Below are 18,802 nucleotides of genomic sequence, written 5' to 3'. Positions count from 1 at the left end.
CGTCGGGAAGGCCGAACGGAGCGTATGGCTCAGGCGACTCAGGAGTTCGGCGACTGGCCCCTCAAACGGCTGATGACCGAGGTCTGCGGCTCCGGCCACAAGTCGGCCGACGACCTCACGCGCGCGCAGGCGACCGAGGCGTTCGAGCGCATCCTCGCGGGCGAGCCGGACCCGACGACGCTCGGAGCGTTCTGGCTCGCGAACCGGTGGAAGCGGAACACGGCGGAGGAGCTGGGCGCGTACGTCGACGTGATGTGCGAGCGCGTCGAGTACGCCGAACCCGACGCCGACCCCGTCGACTGCGGCGCGAACTACGACGGGAAAGGCCGGACCGCGATCCTCGGCGTCGCGGCCGGTGCCGTCGCGGCCGCGGCGGGCACCCCCGTCGTCGTCCACTCGGGGGACCGCGTCCCCACGCAGAAGCAGGACGCGTACAAGCACGTCCTCGACGAACTCGGCGTCCACACCGAGCTGACGCCGTCGGACTCCGCCGACATGGTCGACGAGACCGGCTTCGGCTTCTACTACCAGCCCGCGTTCAACCCCGCCGTCGACGACCTGTTCGACCGGCGCGACCAAGTGGGCGTTCGGTCGTTCGTCAACACCATCGAGACGCTGGCGAACCCGGCCGGGGCGTCGACCCACCTCGGCTCCTTCTATCACCTCGCGTTCGCGAAGAAGGTGGTCGACACGTTCGTCGAGAGCGAGTTCCACGACCTCGACCGCGTCCTGATGTTCCAGGGGATGGAGGGGTACGACGACGTGCGCCCCGGCTACACGAAGGTCGCCGAGTGGGACGCCGCGGGTGACGAGGCCGGCTCCGAGGGCGCGAGCTTCACCGACTTCGAGATCGAGACCGCGGAGTACGGGATGGACCTCGAAGAGGAGGACCTCGCGGTCGACGATGTCGCGGCCGACTCCGCCGAGATCACCGAGGCGGTGCTGGCCGGCGAGCGCGACGACGCCTTCGCGGACGCGGTCGCCGTCAACGCCGCGCTCCGTATCTACGCCGGCGAGGATGCCGACTCCATCGAGGAGGGACTGGAACTGGCCCGCGAGGCGATCGACGACGGCTCGGCCGCGGCGGTCCTCGACGACCTCCGCGAGTTCTGATCGGCGGGAGTCATCCCGGCCACCGCAGCGGACGGATATCGTCTTTTCGACGCCTCTCAATCGGATTTGGGTGAGATTTTGGTCGAAGTTTGAAAAGTTCACTTAGGGGTGGAGACCCGAGTGTGAGTTACGGAGTCAACCTATGATACCCGCCCACACGCCACATGAGGTGTTCGCTTCAGATGCCCACGTGTGAACACTGCGAGACGCACGTCTCCGAACGGTTCGTCCGGGTGTTCTCGGACGCACGCGGCCGAGTACACGCGTGCCCGAACTGCTCCGCGAACGCCGGGATCGCGGAGGTCGCCAAGGAGCGAGCGCCGGACGCCTGAGTTCCGGCCGCCGCCGACTCCCGTCGCCGCCGAGCCTCAGACACCGTCGAATCTCGACCGCCATCGAGTCCCACCTCCCGCCGAGGACGGTGTCGGTTCGTTTCGGCCCTCTCCGTGATCCCCGCGGACCCCTACTGATCGGGCGCGGGCGGCATCGCCCGCTTGTGGGCGCTGCGCTCGTGGAGGTCGACGACGCGGTCGACCGCCTCCTCGGGGACGTCCAGCTCGCGGACCGTCGCCGAACGCGAGAGGCCGCCGTCGACGTGGACCGCGAGGATGGCGTCGACGGTGTCGTAGTCGAGCCCCATCTCCGCGGCGTCGGTCTGGCCCTCCCACATGCCCGCGGTCGGCTCCTGCATCACCAGTTCGCGCGGCACGCCGACGTGGGCGGCCAGCTGGCGCACCTGCTGTTTGTAGAGGTTCCCGATGGGGTTACAGTCGACCGCCTGATCGCCGTACTTCGTGTAGTAACCGGTCATCGCCTCGGCGCGGTTCCCGGTCCCGAGGACGACCCGGTCTTCCGCGTTCGCGACGAAGTAGTTCAACACGGCGCGGGTGCGGACGTACACGTTCCCGGCGGCCGTGCGGTCGTCGGCCGCGTCCGGGAACGCGTCGAAGAACGCCTCAGCGATGGGCTGGATCTCGACCACGTCGTACTCGATACCGAGGTCGTCAGCGACGCGCTCCGCGTCGCTCATCACGTCCGCGTCGTTCACCGCCGAGGGCATCGTGAGGCCGTGGAGACCGTCCTCGCCGAGCGCCTCGACCGCGAGGTGCGCGGTGAGCGTCGAGTCGATGCCGCCCGAGAGACCGAGGACCGCGCCCTCAGCGCCCGCGTCGTCGACGACATCCGAGACGAACGAAACGATGCGCTCGCGGGTCGCCTCCAGTTCCGACTCCGACAGGCGGAGGTCGAGCGGGGGGTCGTCCGACAGCAACACCGACTGCTCCGAGGTCTGGCTCATAGGCAGAGTCAGGGACCGAGACGACTAATATCCACGTGTCACCCGCGGAGACTGGACGTTCGTCGGGTTTCTCTGGTAGAGTGTCGCCCGATCGATTGCGGTGGCGTCGCCGGCTACAGCACCGCAACGAGGGATCGAAGCTCTCTCGTCATCGTCAGAAATTGGGCATTTCTGGCTAGCAGTCAGAACGCTCTGCGTTCTGACGACATCACGAAAGGCGCTCCGCGCCTTTCGAACGACGGCGAACGTCCGTCCGCCTCGCGGCTGGGGCTTCGGTGGTCTCGGTCACGGAGTTGCTCTCGGCGAAAGTACCGTATAGCCGAGCGGCTGGGGCTTTGACGGTGTTTGTGTCGGTCAGTGGCTTATGAGGGATTAAGCAACAATGATTCTGTCAACTATCGTCCAGGACCTCCTGTAGTTCCTGGTGTAGTGCCTCTACGTCGACAACGAGATCTGTCCCGGAGTCATCACATAGACAACAAGAATAGTCCAGGTTGAGTTTATTTGCTAAGTCGAAAAAGTGCCTACGGGGATCCGACTTTGGTAGCAATTCAAGAATATTCGTATCTTCGGGGCAGTGAAGAATGTTGGTTAATCCGGCTCCATGCGGTCCCACGACTACTTCGGCATTCTTCATCGTTCGTATCTGGTCACGTACTGTATGATTTCCTGGAACAAATTTATCAAACCCATACTGGGAGAGACAGGCCATCACTTCTTCCTCATTTAGGACTCGCCGTCTGTCCGCGTCCGAGCGAGAAACGTAAATACGACTATTGCTGGGTTGATCTACATTTGTTATATCGAGTGATTGGCGAAGCCATCTGACAGAGTCAGGTCGGGGTCGTTGATTCGTAACTACCACTAATTCCTCAACTGTCCCGAGTGGTGGCTCCCATCGGACAAGGTCATCCTCGTCGTACCCCATTATTTCAAGGGATTCCTGTTGCCAGTCCGATAAATCCGGGGGAACGATGAGTTTTGGCCTCCGACCGGTTGTGGACTCGAATGCTTCTAATCCCCGTAGCTGTATCAAATTATCAAAGTGCCAATGGAAGTACCCGGAAGACCAGTAATCATACATGAGGAAACCTAGGTCGACGTCGAAACTATCCTTGCTTAGATACGAGCGCGCTTCTCCGGGAATTGATTTTAATGAGAACAGAAGATTCAGATTGAAGGTGTCCTCTGTACCGATAGCATCAAGCGGACATCTATGAGAATTTGTGAGAGGAATTGGATACGAACCGACTAACTTTGCATCATCTATAATACAGGTAAACGGTCGTGGGAAGGTTTGTGGACCTCTTGTACCACAATGCTTCACAATCCATTCGTGGCGGCCAAGATCTGGTTGATACTGCTCTCGTTTCCCGAAACGAATGATAGATTCCTTTGAAGCCACCTGTTTCAACTTGCTCTGTCGTATCAACTTCTGGTGGACAACTGATTTCAGCGGGTGTTGTATCGTTTGATATATTTTCCCATATATCTCTTTTTTCTTTTTGTACAGCTTTCTGGACACATTTGTTGACATCATTTATCACTACCTAACAGTTGGATATGTCCCCGTTCCATAATTATTAGCTTCATAATATGGGTAGTGTTTGGATACGGATTGAAGACTGAGGCAGTACATTTTCAAAGTGATATATACCCGAAGACGACCCCCTCAGCGGCTGCTTAGACGAAGTAAACGTAGGGGGTGGAGCGAGAAGCAACACCGCGGCTGTTGATGAAACTCAGTATTCAGCTCCAGCTGGCAGGATTATTTCTTGAGGTACTTGGTGTTGATCAGATTCGAGCGACCGTCCATAACCGGGGTCCAAGGCCGATCTACAGCCGGAAACGGAGTACAACATGGACCGCGACAAGCGGGAAACGATGCCCCCAGCCGCCGACCACCTACAACAATCCCTCGCGCTCCGCAAGCAGCAGCCCCTCCAGCGTCGCGTCGTTCGTGGGCGGTTCCCGCGCGATATCCAGCGCCTCCTCGACCGGGACCGCCCGCGGCGCGAGGAACTCGTTGCTGTCGTGGTCGACGTCGACCGGGGTCAGCCCCTCCGCGAACACGTAGCCGCGCGTGTGACGCAACACGCCCGTCGAACACCACACCTCCTGAAGCAACGCGGTCGAGTCCGGCTCGAACCCGGTCTCCTCGGCGAGTTCACGCGCGCCGGCCTCGGTGTAGGACTCGCCCGATTCGACGATCCCCGCCGGGAGCTCCAGTTGGGTGTTCCGCACCGTCGGACGGTACTGCTCGACGAACAGCACCCGGTCGTCGGCGACCGCGACGATCACCGTCGCGGGCGACAGCTCCGCCCAGTAGTACTTCTTCTCGGTCCCGTCCGGCTGCTCGACGCGGTCGTAGCCGCCGACGAACCAGCCCTCGTCGTACTCAACGACGACCTCCTTCACCGGCCACTCCGGCTCGCCCGGCAGCGAGTGGTTCCGGCCGTCCGAGAACGCGGGAAGGTCGCGGAGGTCGGCGGCCGGTGCGTTGCCGGTCGGATCGCCTTCGGCCGCACCGTCGTCGTGGTCGCCCGTCACGGGCGGATCACCTCCGCGTGGTAGACCTGCCCGTCGCGGCGCACCCGCACGCCGCCCTCGGTCGCGGCGTCAGGCACCTGCCGGGTCAAGGCGTCGACCTCGTCGAACGGCGTGTGCGTGAACCACTCCTTCATCCCGAACGGACCGGTCTGGTAGCCCTCGGAGCGCCCGTCCGCGCTCCCTATCGCGCCGACCAGGTAGGGGTACCGCCGGTCGGAGACGTTGTTCACGTCGGCGGCGGCCTCGTCGGTCTCGATCGGCTCGACGGTGAGGTAGTAGGGGTCGCCGCTCCCGAGGTAGCTCGGCAGCGCGCCGAGCGCGAGCAGCGCGACGACGACCAGGGCGATGGCGACGAGGAGATTCCGGGTGACCCGGCGCATGGTCTCCGTAGGGACCGTCGGGGAATACCGGTTTCGACCGGGGCAGCGAGGAGTCCGAGAACGGCGGAGAGCGAAGGAGTCGCCGACGCGCTTTAGCCCGCCGCGCCCCTTCACCGGGCATGGAGTATCGGTTCGAGCTGGCCCTCTGTGCCGCGCTCGAATCCCCGGACCGGGTCGTCGCCCGACAGCTCGGCGCGGGCGTCGAGACGCCCGGGACCCGGATCGTCGACGTCTGCCTCCTCCGGCCCGGCCCGAACTTCGACGACCGCGCCGCGATCGCCGCCGAACGGATCCCCGACCCCGCCATCGAGGCCGCCGTCGGCCCGGGCGAGGCGGTCCCCGTCGCGGAGGCGTTCGACCTCCCGCCGGACCGGGCCGCGGCCGTCGTCGAGCGCGCGGTCGAGGTCGGCTACCTCGAACGCGAGCGCCGGGGCGGCCGACCGGTCGTGCGCGCGACCGCGCGCTACCCGGACGACTGGGTCGACGGGCTGGTCGCGGTCGAGAACAAGCCGGACCTCGGAACCCCCGGCGACCTCGAAGCCCAGCTTCGGTACGACGTCGCGCTCGGCCTGTTCGACGAGGTCGTCCTCGCGACCGCCTCCTACGTCACCCGCGCACACCTCAACCGGATCCCGGAAGCAGTCGGAGTCTGGCGGTTCGACCCCGAGACGGGCGAGCGTGAGGTGGTCCGCGAGCCGACGCCGCTCGAGCCGGACGCGCCGGGGGTGGAGATACGCGACGAGCGCCCCTCGCGCACGGACGTCGCGCTCGTCGACCCGGCGGCGAAGGCCCGCAAACGTCGCCGGATCGCCGAGCGGGCGTACGGGAAGGGGTGGCGGCCCGACCCGCCGGGGTGCGTACACGGGGAGGCGACCGCCGACGGCCGGCCGCGCTGCGCGCAGTTCGGCCGCGTGGTCGACCCCGGCCGCGAGTGCGGGCGCGACTGTCCCGCCTTCGAGCCGGCCGACCCCCCGGACGCGGCGCGGGAGCGCCTCCGGGACGAGCGGACCGCGTGGGTCGCCGCCCCCGACGGGGACGGCCCGCGCCGGCAGTCCGGGCTCTCCCGGTATCTGTGAGAACGCTTATACGGCGACAGCGGGTTTCTCCGGTATGGACGAGATCGAAGACGTCTTCGTGGCGCGACTGATGTCGACGGACCTCCACACGGTGACGCCGGACACCTTGGTAGAGGATGCGGCCGCCGTGCTGCTCGAGAACGATATCAGCTCCGTCCTCGTCGTCGAGGAAGACGACGGGGCGCTCGTGGGGATCCTCACCTCGACGGACTTCGTCGACATCGTCGCGAAGAGCCAGCCGAAGGCCGAGACGACGGTCGAGCGGTACATGACGGCGGACCCGATCACGGCGAGTGCGCAGGACGACGTGTCGGCGGTCGCCGCGACGATGCTCGAACACGGCTTCCACCACGTGCCGGTCGTCGACGGGGACACGCCCATCGGCATCATCACCACCTCCGACTTCGCCGCGTACGTCTCCTCGCCGGAGTCGGTCTCGGCGTAGTCGATCGAGGCCGGAGACGCCGGACTCGACGGTCGTCGATGACCTCAACCGCCCGCGTCCGCGACCGCGACAAGTGACGCCACTTTCTGTGGTCGTATTACCCCGAAGCGCGTACGGGCACCCGTGTCCGATCACCTACATCTCAACCTCTTCACCATGACCTCGGTCGAACACGTCTCGCCCGGGTCGTGGCGGTACCCCGGCGACCGGTCGGCGGACTACGCCGACCGCGAGTACTGGACGGAGGTCGCGCGCACCGCCGAGCGAGGCGGCTTCGACGCCGTGTTCTTCGCGGACGTGCGCGGGGTCTACGACGTGTACGGCGACGACCGCGAGGTCGCCGTCGAGAAGGCAGTCCAGACGCCCGCGAACGACCCGCAGCTCGTCGTGCCCGCGATGGCTGAGGTCACCGACGACCTCGGCTTCGCGGTGACGCGCTCGACGACGTACAACCACCCCTACCAGCTCGCGCGGGAGTTCTCGACGCTCGATCACCTCACCGACGGCCGGATCGCGCTCAACGTCGTCACCTCCTACCTGGAGTCGGCCGCGGAGAATCTCGGACTCGACGAGCGGATGGACAAGGAGACCCGGTACGACCGCGCCGACGAGTTCCTCGACGTCTGTTACAAGCTGTGGGAGGAGTCGTGGGACGACGACGCGGTCGAGGTCGACCGGGAGTCCGGCCGGTACAGCGACCCGGAGAAGGTACACGCGATCGACCACGAGGGCGACCACTTCTCGGTGCCCGGCCCGCACGGCTCCGAGCCGTCGCCCCAGCGCACGCCGGTCGTCTATCAGGCCGGCTCCTCGGACTACGGGCGCGACTTCGCCGCGCGCAACGCCGAGGCCGTCTTCGCCAGCCAGCCGACCGAGGCGGGCGTCCGCGAGTACGTGGACGACGTGAAATCGCGCGCGGCCGACGCCGGCCGCGACCCCGAGAGCCTGAAGTTCTTCATCGGCGTCGTGCCGGTCGTCGGCGAGACGGAGGCGCTCGCGGAGGCGAAGTACGAGGAGTACAAGCGCCACGTCGACGTCGAGGCGACGCTCGCGCTGTTGTCCGGGTTCCTCGACATGGACCTCTCGGAGCTGGACCCCGACCAGAAGGTCGAACACATCGAGACGGACGCGATTCAGGGGACGGTGAACGCGTTCACGAAGGCCCAACCCGACCGGGAGTGGACGGTCCGCGAGGTCGCGGAGTTCTGCGGGCTCGGCACGACCTCGCCGAAGGTCGTCGGGACGCCCGAACAGGTCGCCGACGAGCTCCAGTACTGGCACGAGGAGGTGGGCATCCACGGGTTCAACGTCAAGGAAGTCGTCCGGCCCGACTCGCTCGTCGACTTCGTCGACCTCGTCGTCCCGGAGCTCCGCGAGCGCGGCCTCGTTCCCCCGGCAGACGCGGAACCCGCGGGCGAGACGCTCCGCGAGCGGCTCCTCGGCGAGGGGCAGTCGCGGCTCCGCGCGGACCACCCCGCCCGACAGTAGCGCGAGCGAGACGCGGTCGTCCGACGGGACAGCCGGCAGGTCGTCTTTCGACCCCTTGTTGGCGAACTGTTGTGAACGGCTCGCCGTCAGCTAATACGACGGTACTGCCGGCCCCGGCACGCTTAAGTGTCTACCACCGCTTATCTCAGGTGACGCTTCGCTTGGAGGGCCGAAGCGTCAGCGGGGACCTACAGAACGACACGCTCGTGCCACCTTTTCCCGGCACGGGCGTGCCGTTCGTTCCTTTACATCCCGAGTGGCTCACACGTGCGGCGTCGTATCTGTGCGTCGCCAGCGTCGCGTCTGTAGTCGGACTGTTAGAGCCGTTCGCCCTGATACGCGCCGTCGTAGGTCCCGTCGTGGTCGGCATCGGCGAGCACCAGCTGTGCGATCCGCGCGCCCGGTTCGATCTCGATCGCGTGCCCCACGTCGAGCCGCCCCTCGCCGACGCCCTCGTAGCCCGCGTCCCAGACGGCGGTGTCGAGGGTACAGGCGTTCCGGAGGAGCGTCGAGCGCGGGAGGACGAAGCCGATGCGCTCCTCGGGGATCCGCACCGGCTCGCCGTATCGGACGACGTAGGTGCCCCGGTCGAGCCGGTAGCGGCCGTCCTCCGGCTCCAGTTCGCGTCGCTCGGCCACGCGCTTCCCGTCGCGCCCGACGAACCCCGGTTCCGTCGGTTCGAACACGGCGTCGACGGTGAGGTCGACGCCGTTCGGCTGTCGCTGCGCGTCGTCGAGGTCGGCACCGGCCGCGGATAGCGCCGCCGCGACCGCGGCTCCCGAGTCGAACATGCGCGTTCGGAACCACGGGCGAGCCTAAACGGTGTCGCCCGCGCTCCGGCGCAATCGCGGCCGAAGCGGCGGGTATCTCCGGAACCGCTGAAGCGGTCGAATTTTGCCGTTTCAGGCATTTAATGACCTAAAAGGGTCACCACGGATACGTATTTCACGGTGAATGGTACCACGCGGAGATTACAGCGATCGTTGCCGCATCAGGGGATCTAACACGGTCGATCTTCGGGAAACTCGCGGGTTTTATATCCACGGGAGAGCCATCTTCGCGTGATATGGGACAAACGATTACGGAGAAGATCCTCGATGACCATCTCGTCGAGGGCGAGCTGACGCCCGGCGAGGAGATCGGTATCGAGATCGATCAGGTGCTGACGCAGGACACGACGGGGACGATGGTGTGGCTCCAGTTCGAGGCCCTCGATCTGGACGAGGTCCAGACGGAGCTGGCCGCGCAGTACTGCGACCACCAGACGTACCAGTTCGACTTCAAGAACACCGACGACCACCGGTTCCTCCGCTCGGCGGCGGGCACGTACGGCGCGTACTTCTCCCGCCCCGGCAACGGGATCTGCCACCAGGTCCACAAGGAGAACTTCGCCGCGCCCGGCAAGACGCTGCTCGGCTCCGACTCGCACACGCCGACGCCCGGCGGCCTCGGCCAACTCGCGATCGGCGCGGGCGGGCTCGACATCGCCGTCGCGATGGGCGGCGGCCCCTACTACGTCGAGATGCCGGAAGTCGTCAACGTCCACCTCGAAGGCGAGCTCCCCGAGTGGGCGACCGCCAAGGACGTCGCGCTCCACCTGCTCGGCGAGCTGACCGTCAAGGGCGGCGTGGGCAAGATCTTCGAGTACACCGGACCGGGAGCCGAGAAGCTCTCGATCCCCGAGCGCACCACGATCACGAACCTCGGCACCGAGCTCGGCGCGACCTCCTCGATCTTCGCGACCGACGAGAAGACGAAAGACTGGCTCGCGCGTCAGGACCGCGAGGAGGAGTACGTCGACCTCCAGCCCGACGACGACGCGGAGTACGCCGAGACGGTCGAGGTCGACTTGAACGAGCTCGAACCGCTCGTGGCCGCGCCCTCGATGCCCGACAACGTCGCCCCCGTCAGCGAGTACGAGGGGACCGACGTCGAGCAGGTCATCGTCGGCTCCTGTACCAACGGTGCCTACGAGGACATCCTCCCCAGCGCGAAGATGCTGGAGGACCGCGAGGTCGCGAAGCAGACCGAGATGATCGTCGCGCCCGGCTCGAAGCAGGCCTCCGAGATGCTGGCCCGCGAGGGCTGGACCGCGGAGATGATGGCGGCCGGCGTCAACTTCTCCGAGGCGACCTGCGGCGCATGTATCGGTATCGGCCACGTGCCCGCCTCCGACTCCGTCTCGCTGCGTACCTTCAACCGCAACTTCGAGGGGCGTTCCGGCATCGAGGACGACTCCGTCTTCCTCTGCTCGCCCGAGGTCGCCACCGCGGCGGCCATCACCGGCGAGATCGTCGACCCCCGCGACCTCGCGGACGAGCTCGGCGACCTCGAAGCGCCCGGCCTAGAGATGGGGACGAAGTACGGTCCCGGGATGGGGAAGGACGACTCCGACATCATCTCGCCCGACGAGGCGATCGACGACGGGCTCGTCAAGGGGCCGAACATCGGCGACGTGCCGCTGAAAGACGACATCGACGTGGACGGCGGTGAGGCCCTCCTCAAGATGGAGGACAACATCACCACCGACCACATCATCCCGGCGACGGCGGACATCCTGAAGTTCCGCTCGAACATCGAGAAGCTCTCCGAGTTCACGCTCTCGCGCGTCGACGACACGTTCGCCGAGCGCGCGCTCGCCGCCGACGGCGGCGTCCTCGTGGCCGGCGAGAACTACGGCCAGGGCTCCTCGCGCGAACACGCCGCCCTCTGTCCGATGTACCTCGGCATCGAGGCGGTCTTCGCGCAGAGCTTCGCCCGCATCCACAAGGCGAACCTGTTCAACTTCGGGATCGTCCCGCTGGCGATCGACGCGGAGACGTACGAGCGGATCGACCAGGGCGACGACCTCCACATCGTCGACGACGTGCCCGCGGGCGTCTCCTCCGGGCAGGAGGAGTTCACCGTGAGCGTCAACGGCGAGTGGGAGTTCACCGCCGACCTCGACGCCTCCGAGCGCGAGCGCGAGATCCTCTCGGCGGGCGGCAAGCTCTCGTGGGTCAAACAGCAGCACGTCGACGACGGCTCCGGCGCGACGCCGGCCGACGACTGAGCGCACAGTCGACGCCGACCGCCCGAGCGAAAGACCGATTTCTCTTTTTTCAGTCGTCGCCAGCGGCGACGCCGGGGTCACCGCTCTCGCCGACCCACGCGCCCCGCGAGAAGTCGACGGCGTCGTTCCACTTCGCGACGACCGTCGTCACCGCGAGGTCGCCGCTGATGTTCGTCATCGTCCGCAACCGGTCCAGTATCGGGTCCACGCCGGCGACGAACCCGACGACTTCGAGCGGAAGTCCGAGCTGTGTCAACACGAGCGTCAGCATGATGAGTCCGGTCCCCGGGACGCCGGCCGCGCCGACGCTCGCCAGCACGGCGACGAGCACGACCGTCGCCTGCTCGGCGATGGTGAGCTGGACGCCGACAAGGTTCGCGGCGAACACCGCAGCCACGCCCTGATACAGCGCGGTACCGTCCATGTTGATCGTCGCGCCGAGCGGCAGGGAGAAGCTGTACACCCCCTCGTCAATGTGGAAGTTGTCGTCGGCGTTCGCCATCGTCACGGGCAGCGTCCCGGACGAGGAGCGGATCGACAGGGCGGTGATGAGCGCGTCGCGACCGCCCGTGAGGAACGCGACCGGCGACTGTCCGGCGAGCAGCCGCACGAGGACGGCGAGGTGAACGACCGCGATGTGAGCGACCACGGCGATCGCGAGCGCCGCGATGAGCAGCGCGAACGGGACGATGGCGTCGACGCCCGCCCGCCCGAACACAGCCGCCATCAGGGCGAACACGCCGACGACGCCGTACTCCATCACGCCCCAGACCACCTTGAACATCGCCTCGGCCCCGGCCTCCGCGAGGTCGTAGAACGACTCGACCCCGTTTCGGATGTCCGGCGAGTCGGTGGACTGCTCGACGAGCGCCAACGCGATGCCGAACACGATGACGAAGAAAATGGTCGGGAGGATGTCACCCGAGGCCATCGCGCCGATGGGGTTCTGGGGGACGATCCCCAGAATCACCTCGACGATGTCGGGCGCTTCCGCGGTCTGTGCCTCCGCGTCACCCAATTCGAGGTTGACCCCGGGGTCGATGAGGTTCGCGACCAGCAGTCCGAAGCCGACCGCCGCGGCCGAGGTGAGGGCGTACAAGCCGACCACCTGCCCGCCGATCTTACCGAGGTTGCTCGGCGAGAGCCGGCGCGCCCCCATCAGGAGGGTGAACACGACGATGGGGACGATCAGCATGCTCAGGAGGTTCACGAACAGGTCGCCGAGCGGCTGGAGCGCCGTCGCGGGCTGCCCCACCGCGAGTCCGACGAGCGAGCCGAGCGCGAAGGCCAGCCCGATCCGGTAGACGATCGGTACCGCGCGATACCGGTTCCACGACCGCGTGAGTGTGTTCGCCATACCCATGGGTGTCATTAGACCAGCGGTAAGTAGGTGTCGCAGCCGTGAAACGTTCGCCGCGACTGGTGACGCGAGCGGTCGTCAAGCGCGGCCCTCGGGACGTGTCGACGGACCCGCCGGTAGTCGGCGTAGCGAGTCGGAGAGAAACGGCCCGTCGGTCGGTCCGACGTCAGCGGGCCGCAGCGGCGACGCGTTCGCGCTCTTCCTTCTGCGAGATGGAGTAGGAGGCCTCGACGTCGTAGTCGGCGGCGGAGATCAGTTCGTTCGCGAGCGCCTCGGCGGCCGAGGTCGTCGACTTGTACGTCGCGCTGGCGACGCCGTCAGAGATGAAAAGCAGCGCCTGGTCGACGCGGCGCTGGGGCGCGACGTCGACGGCCTTCGGGACGGAGATGCCGCCGTACTTCAGGCGGACGGTCTCCTCGCGAGGCGCGGCGTTCTCGACGGCCGTCACGAGGATCTGGACCGGGTTCTCCTCGGTCCGCTCGTGAACGATATCGAAGGCGTCACGGACGATCCGCGTCGCCTGCTGTTTCTTCCCCGTGTTCTCGTCGGTCTGCATCAGGCGGTTGATCAGCCGCTCGACGAGGGAAATTTCGGACTTCTTGAACTGCTTGGACGCGTGGCGACCCATCGTGTGCGCGATGGGCGTCACCGTCATGTACCGCTTCGTCGAGGGGTCCTCGTAGGCGATCTCGGTGACATCCCAGACGCCGAACAGCTTGGCGTTCTCGTTTGCGGCCTCGCTGGACGCGGGCGCGTCCGGATCCGGCTCGTCGGCGGCGACGTCCTCGCCGGACGCCGCCTCGGTCTCCTCACCGCTCATCTGACCGGTTTCTCCGCGTTCCCGCGAACCAGTTCGATCATCGACACGCCGTTGACCTTCTCGACCTTGTAGTTGACGCCGGAGAGGTCGCCCATCGCGCGACCCTTCGCGCCGCCGATCCCGGCGATCGTGACCTCGTCGTGTTCGTCGATGAAGGAAATCGCGCCGTCACCGGGACAGAACGCGGTGACCTGTTTCCCGTTTTTGATGAGCTGAACCCGGACGCACTTTCGGATCGCCGAGTTCGGCTGCTTTGCCTCGATGCCGACCTTTTCCAAGACGATGCCGCGCGCCTGCGGGGCACCCTCAAGCGGGTCGGACTTCTTTTTGAGCCCGCGCTCGCGCCGAGCGTACTCGGAGTCGGACCAGCGACGCTTCTGCCGGTCCTTTTTGAGCTTACGGGCCGCGTACTTGCCGTTCGCCATCGTACATCCACTTCCGAACGGAGCTACTTAAGCGTCGTCTTTCTCCGACGCGAAACGCCCTCAGATCCGTCGAGAGGTATCGCTCGGAGGATCTGAGGGCGTCTCACGGATCGAACGACGGACGCAAAACAACGTTGAGCCGATAAGCCGGCGCGAGACGTCGTCGTTCGTGCGATCAGTCAGGGCGACCGACCCCCGAACGTTCGCCGCCCTCGCAGGCGAAACGAGAGCGGGACGCGTCAGGTCAGCTGTACGTCGTCGACGTCGTAGTGCCGCTCCGCGAGCCGGCGCGCGGTCTCGATGTTCGCCCCGTCCGCGCCGATGGCGACGCCGCGGTCCGCCTCGGGGACCTCGACGTACGCCACGCGATCGGTCTGCTCTGAGATGGTGACGGCGTTGACGGCCGCCGGCGCGAGCGTGCTCGCGACGAACGCCTCGGCGGTGTCCGCGTCCTCGACCAGTTCGATCGACTTCGCGAGCCGGCGTTCGGCCTCCGCGACGGTCTCGCCGCCCTGTCCGATCGCGGCCGCCATCTCGCCCGCGGGCACCACGAACACGAGGCGGTCGCCCTCCACGAGGCAGTCGGTCGGCGTGACGCCGGTCAGCTCGTCGAACCGACCGATGTAGCGCCGCGCCTCGTCGGAGAGCTCGACGCGCATCAGTCGTCGCTCACGACACGCGACCCCATCCGGAGGTCGACGTCGCCGGTCCCCATCGAGATGGGCTTACCGGCGATGACGTTCTCGATGACGCCGTCGAGCTCGTCGTACTCGCCGTGGATCGCGGCGTCGAGCAGGTGGTTCACCGTCACCTCGAACGCCGCGCGCGCGAGGACCGAGTCCTTGTTACCGGAGATACCGTGCCGGCCGATCGACTCGATCTCGCCGTTGTTCGTCATGATGTCCGCGACGAGCATGAGGTGCCGGACGTTCACGTCGTCGAGCCCCTGCTCTTCGAGCGTGTTCTTCGTCTCGTCGATGATGGTCTCGCGGGCCGCCTCGACGCCGAGGTTCCGGTAGATCTCGTGGATGTTGTTACACGTCGACCGGGAGGCGTCGACGCCCTCGATCGCGAGGGTGTCGCCGAACGCCGACCCCTCGGTGTAGAGGACGAACTCCTCGCCGCCGTCGATCTCCTCTTTGCGGATGACGACGCGTTCGATCTCCTCGATCCCCTTGAAGACGATCTCGCGGAGCCGCTCGACGAGCTGGAGCAGCTCGCGGTAGCTCGGCTCGTTGGGACCGAACTCGACCACGGTGCCCGACTGCCGGGCGTTCACGCCGAGCGCGTCCTCGATCGTCTCCGCGATGATCTCCGCGATCTCAGCGGGGTTCGAGTGGGTCGGCCACCGCTCTAAGAGCGTGTCGTCGTTCAGGTCGATCCGGACCAGCATGTCCGCGACGTTCGTCGACACGTCGCCGAGCGCGAGGATGCGCGTCGCCTCGATCGACCAGACGACCTCGTGAGCCTTCTCGCGGTCGGTCGCGTACTCCTCTTCGAGATACACCGTCATCATCGGCGTGTCCGGCGTCTTCCGGGCGTCCACTAGCTCGATGAGCCGCGGCAGCCCCTGCGTGACGTCGATCTCGGCGACGCCGGCGTAGTGGAACGTGTTCATCGTCATCTGCGTCCCGGGCTCGCCGATCGACTGCGCCGAGACGGTGCCCACCGGATCCAAGGGGTCGACCCGCGTCTGCTCGTAGCGGTTCTCGACGCCCTCGACGACGTCCGTCGCCTGCTCGATGGTGACCTCGCCGGTCTCCTCGGCCTTGCGGTCGAGCGCCTCGTACACCTTCGTCTTGAGCCGGCGGGGGAGCTCGGTCGCCTCGACGACCGCCTCCATGTCGTCGGTGACGTGGTCGTATTCAGTCATCCGACTCCACCTCCAGTTCGGCGGCCTTGTTCAGGCCCGGTCCGGCGTGCTCCGAGAGGTTCGTCGGCGGCTCGCGCTCGCCGAGGAACCGCTCTTTCTCCTCGCTGGACTCGAACTCGGCGTCGACGACGCGGTCGACGATGCCGTCGACGTCGATGCCGTCCTCCTCGCCGGAAGAGACCTTCACCGGCGAGGTGCCGTCCTCGCCGAACTCGAACTGGACGATCCGGCCCGAGGTGTCCCGGACCGTGCCGTCGTACTGCGCCTCCAGCTCGGAGAGCGCGTTGATGAGCCGACGCTGGAGGTAGCCGGACTTGGAGGTCCGGACCGCCGTGTCGACCAGCCCCTCGCGGCCGCCCATCGCGTGGAAGAAGAACTCCTCGGGGGTGAGCCCGCCGCGGTAGGAGTTCTCCACGAAGCCGTGCGCCTCCGAAGAGAGGTCGTTCGGCCGGTAGTGAGAGAGCGTCCGGTCCTCGTAGCCGCGGTTGATCCGCTCGCCGCGGACCGCCTGCTGGCCGACGGAACCGGCCATCTGCGTCAGGTTCAGCATCGAGCCACGCGCACCCGAGCGGGCCATCACGACCGCCGGGTTGTCGTCGCCGAAGTGCTGATCGGCGATCTCCCCGGCCGAGTCGCGGGCCTTCCCGAGCGTCTGCATGATCTTCATCTCCAGCGTCTCGTCGACGCCGCGCCCGGGAAGCGACTCAAGCTCGCCGGCCTCGTAGGTCGCGATCAGTTCCTGAACGCGGTCGTAGGCGCTCTCGATCGCGTCGTCGACCTGCTCTTCGGCCTCCGGCGGGATCGACTCGTCGTCGATCCCGATCGAGAACCCGAAGTTCATGATCGCGCGCATCGCCAGCGACGCGATCTCGTTGATGAACACGCGCGAGCGCGTCTCGCCGTACTCCTTCGTGAGCGTGTCGACGACTTCGCCGCCGAACGCGCCGACCGCGTCCTCGTCGATGGTGCCCTCGATCAGCTGGCCGTCCTCGATGACGACGTCGTCGCCCGCCGACGACGTGAACGACAGGTCCAGATCGTCGGGGAGCAGCTCCGAGAACAGCGTCCGACCGGTCCAGTACTCGCGGCCCTCGTCGTCGACGCCGTCCGCCTCGGGCAGCTCGTCGACGCGAGTCGCGCGCAGCAGGTCGAGCGCCTGCGTCTCCGTGAACTCGGGGTTCGAGTGCGTGAGCAGATACGTCCCGGAGATGTGGTCTTGGATCGCGCCGATGATGTTCCCGCCGAAGCGGGGGCTCAGGATCTGCTCTTGGACGCGCATGAGGACGCGCGCCTCGGCGCGAGCCTCCTCGTTTTGCAGCGCGTGCATGTTCATCTCGTCGCCGTCGAAGTCGGCGTTGTACGGCGGACAGACGACGGTGTTGAGCCGGAACGTCTTGTACGGCATCACCACGACCTCGTGGGCCATGATGGACATCCGGTGGAGCGACGGCTGCCGGTTGAAGATCACGATGTCGCCGTCCACGAGGTGGCGGTTCACCTCCCAGTCGGGCTCGACCTTCTCGGCGAGCTCCTCGCAGTTCTTCTCGGTTACCTTCAGCCGGCGACCGTCGGGGCGGCGCACGTAGTTGGCTCCGGGGTGGGCCTCCGGCCCGTTCCGGACGTACTGGCGCGCCTCCTCGACGTTGCGCTCGGTGACGTTGAGCGTCTGGGTCATCTCCATGGCGACCCGGTCCGGAACGCCGACCTCGTTCAGCGAGAGCGTCGGGTCGGGCGAGATGACGGTCCGGGCGGAGAAGTTGACGCGTTTCCCCGAAAGCGAGCCGCGGAAGCGGCCCTCCTTCCCCTTCAGCCGCTGGCTGAGGGTCTTGAGGGGACGACCGGAGCGGTGTCGCGCCGGCGGCGTCCCGCTGATCTCGTTGTCGACGAACGTGGTGACGTGGTACTGGAGGAGTTCCCAGAGGTCCTCGATGATCAGCTGCGGCGCGCCCGCCTCGCGGTTCTCCATGAACCGCTGGTTGATCCGGATGATGTCGACCAGCTTGTGGGTGAGGTCGTCCTCGGAGCGCTGGCCGTTGTCCAGCGTGATCGAGGGTCGGGTGGTGACCGGCGGGACCGGCAGCACCGTCAGGATCATCCACTCCGGGCGGGAGTGCTCGGAGTCGATGCCGAGGACCTCCAGATCCTCGTCCGGGATGTCCTCGAACCAGTCGCGGATGTCCGAGGGCATCAGCTTGTTCATGTCCTCCTCGGTCAGATCGACGTCGAGCGCCTTCTCGATGGCGCGGCGGTCATCCTTGCGCGGGCGGAACTCGCCGGCCATGATCTCGTTGATCCGGTCGAGGGCGATGTCCGTCTCCTCGGCCAGCTCCTGTGGCGAGGTGCCCGGGTCGTCCTCCTCCTCGTCGGGCTGCATCGCGGCCGCGATGCGCTCGGAGTAGTCGCCCGAGAGAACGTCTTGGACCTCGTAGTAGGTGGTCGGCTTCTCGTGTTTGATGTCCGCCTGCGGCTCGCCACAGAACGGACAGGTGGACGCCTTTCGGGCCTGCCGGACGGCCGCCTTCAGCACGTCGTGTTCGTCGTCGCCGAGCTCCTTCGCCCGCTCGTAGCGGTCGCGGAACTCGTCGCGCTGCGCCTCGTCCAAGGCGAGCTTCCCGCACTCGCGACACGTCGAGCGGAGCAGCCGCCGGATGAGCTTGGTAAAGCCGACGTGGATGACCGGCGCGGCCAGCTCGATGTGGCCGAAGTGGCCGTTACAGGAGCCGGAGTGCGAGCCGCAGGTCCGACACTCCAGTCCGGGGTCGATAACGCCCAGTCGCGGGTCCATCAGCCCCATGTCGATCGGATAGCCGTCGTCGTCGTACGTGTCGGCCGTGATCACTTTCGTCGCGGACATGTCCCGGTACGTCTCCGGGTCCATGAGTCCGAAGTCGATCCCGCCGAGCACTTTCGGTGTTTGCATTGA

At 66.4% G+C, this 18,802-nt stretch carries 17 protein-coding genes and 1 pseudogene; 7 read left to right on the top strand and 11 right to left on the bottom strand.

What is annotated here, in order from left to right; translation table 11 throughout:
* Positions 1-24 precede the first annotated feature (24 nt).
* Together QOL69_RS09725 and QOL69_RS09720 are read left to right on the top strand one after the other, a co-directional pair.
* Entirely contained in the window at positions 25-1,113 is a 1,089-nt protein-coding gene (locus QOL69_RS09725; protein ID WP_048077159.1) for an anthranilate phosphoribosyltransferase, read from the top strand.
* Positions 1,114-1,295: 182 nt separating this feature from the next.
* Positions 1,296-1,445, top strand: coding sequence for a DUF7563 family protein (locus tag QOL69_RS09720; RefSeq protein ID WP_048077204.1), 150 nt, complete (start codon positions 1,296-1,298; stop codon positions 1,443-1,445).
* A 131-nt stretch (positions 1,446-1,576) separates the two neighbouring features.
* Here QOL69_RS09720 and QOL69_RS09715 read toward each other — a convergent pair whose 3' ends face one another.
* A complete protein-coding gene (locus tag QOL69_RS09715) occupies positions 1,577-2,410 on the bottom strand; it encodes an NAD+ synthase (protein ID WP_048077158.1) in 834 nt (277 codons plus the stop codon).
* A 391-nt stretch (positions 2,411-2,801) separates the two neighbouring features.
* Entirely contained in the window at positions 2,802-3,935 is a 1,134-nt protein-coding gene (locus QOL69_RS09710) for a glycosyltransferase family 61 protein (RefSeq protein WP_283402994.1), read from the bottom strand.
* A gap of 128 nt (positions 3,936-4,063) precedes the next feature.
* Between QOL69_RS09710 and QOL69_RS09705 the strand changes: the two are divergent.
* Positions 4,064-4,258 (top strand): annotated as a pseudogene (locus QOL69_RS09705) (IS6 family transposase); the annotation flags it as partial.
* 57 nt (positions 4,259-4,315) lie between these two features.
* Here QOL69_RS09705 and QOL69_RS09700 read toward each other — a convergent pair.
* Together QOL69_RS09700 and QOL69_RS09695 are read right to left on the bottom strand one after the other, a co-directional pair.
* Complete coding sequence (locus tag QOL69_RS09700) at positions 4,316-4,960, bottom strand: NUDIX hydrolase (RefSeq protein ID WP_283402993.1); 645 nt, start codon at positions 4,958-4,960, stop codon at positions 4,316-4,318.
* The gene (locus tag QOL69_RS09695; RefSeq protein WP_283402992.1) at positions 4,957-5,340 is read right to left on the bottom strand and encodes a hypothetical protein; all 384 of its coding nucleotides are present in this window, start codon (positions 5,338-5,340) and stop codon (positions 4,957-4,959) included. The genes QOL69_RS09700 and QOL69_RS09695 overlap by 4 nt, the downstream gene beginning before the upstream one ends.
* Before the next feature lie 119 nt (positions 5,341-5,459).
* Here QOL69_RS09695 and QOL69_RS09690 point away from each other — a divergent pair, with 119 nt between their 5' ends.
* The 3 genes from QOL69_RS09690 (at position 5,460) to QOL69_RS09680 (ending at position 8,349) form a co-directional block, all read left to right on the top strand.
* Entirely contained in the window at positions 5,460-6,416 is a 957-nt protein-coding gene (locus QOL69_RS09690; RefSeq protein ID WP_283402991.1) for a DUF5787 family protein, read from the top strand.
* A 34-nt stretch (positions 6,417-6,450) separates the two neighbouring features.
* Positions 6,451-6,861, top strand: coding sequence for a CBS domain-containing protein (locus tag QOL69_RS09685; RefSeq protein ID WP_048077156.1), 411 nt, complete (start codon positions 6,451-6,453; stop codon positions 6,859-6,861).
* Between the two features lie 123 nt (positions 6,862-6,984).
* Positions 6,985-8,349 (top strand): LLM class flavin-dependent oxidoreductase, encoded by a 1,365-nt coding sequence (locus QOL69_RS09680; RefSeq protein WP_283402990.1) that lies wholly within the window; start codon positions 6,985-6,987, stop codon positions 8,347-8,349.
* Positions 8,350-8,666: 317 nt separating this feature from the next.
* Here QOL69_RS09680 and QOL69_RS09675 read toward each other — a convergent pair whose 3' ends face one another.
* A complete protein-coding gene (locus QOL69_RS09675) occupies positions 8,667-9,140 on the bottom strand; it encodes a deoxyuridine 5'-triphosphate nucleotidohydrolase (protein ID WP_283402989.1) in 474 nt (157 codons plus the stop codon).
* Between the two features lie 275 nt (positions 9,141-9,415).
* Between QOL69_RS09675 and QOL69_RS09670 the strand changes: the two genes are divergently transcribed.
* Entirely contained in the window at positions 9,416-11,401 is a 1,986-nt protein-coding gene (locus tag QOL69_RS09670; protein ID WP_048077153.1) for an aconitate hydratase, read from the top strand.
* A 49-nt stretch (positions 11,402-11,450) separates the two neighbouring features.
* Here the strand turns inward: QOL69_RS09670 and QOL69_RS09665 are convergent, their stop codons facing one another.
* The 6 genes from QOL69_RS09665 to QOL69_RS09640 form a co-directional block, all read right to left on the bottom strand.
* A complete protein-coding gene (locus QOL69_RS09665) occupies positions 11,451-12,758 on the bottom strand; it encodes a dicarboxylate/amino acid:cation symporter (protein WP_283402988.1) in 1,308 nt (435 codons plus the stop codon).
* A gap of 169 nt (positions 12,759-12,927) precedes the next feature.
* Positions 12,928-13,581: a 30S ribosomal protein S7 gene (locus QOL69_RS09660; protein ID WP_048077151.1), complete on the bottom strand. Its 654-nt coding sequence runs from the start codon at positions 13,579-13,581 to the stop codon at positions 12,928-12,930.
* On the bottom strand, positions 13,578-14,006 hold the full coding sequence (locus QOL69_RS09655; RefSeq protein ID WP_004599087.1) for a 30S ribosomal protein S12: 429 nt from the start codon (positions 14,004-14,006) through the stop codon (positions 13,578-13,580). Before QOL69_RS09655 ends, QOL69_RS09660 begins: the two co-directional genes overlap by 4 nt.
* A 239-nt stretch (positions 14,007-14,245) precedes the next feature.
* Positions 14,246-14,665 carry a NusA-like transcription termination signal-binding factor gene (locus QOL69_RS09650; RefSeq protein WP_283402987.1) on the bottom strand — a complete coding sequence of 140 codons (420 nt, stop codon included), beginning with the start codon at positions 14,663-14,665 and terminating at the stop codon, positions 14,246-14,248.
* A complete protein-coding gene (gene rpoA2, locus QOL69_RS09645; protein WP_048077149.1) occupies positions 14,665-15,879 on the bottom strand; it encodes a DNA-directed RNA polymerase subunit A'' in 1,215 nt (404 codons plus the stop codon). Before rpoA2 ends, QOL69_RS09650 begins: the two co-directional genes overlap by 1 nt.
* Positions 15,872-18,799: a DNA-directed RNA polymerase subunit A' gene (locus QOL69_RS09640; protein WP_048077148.1), complete on the bottom strand. Its 2,928-nt coding sequence runs from the start codon at positions 18,797-18,799 to the stop codon at positions 15,872-15,874. The genes rpoA2 and QOL69_RS09640 overlap by 8 nt, the downstream gene beginning before the upstream one ends.
* Positions 18,800-18,802 lie beyond the last annotated feature (3 nt).

It is taken from the genome of Halorubrum sp. DM2 (genome assembly GCF_901686465.1).
In the GTDB taxonomy this organism is placed as follows: Archaea; Halobacteriota; Halobacteria; order Halobacteriales; family Haloferacaceae; genus Halorubrum.
Note: the sequence above shows the minus strand (reverse complement) of the source record. Positions and strands in the feature narration are given on the sequence as shown.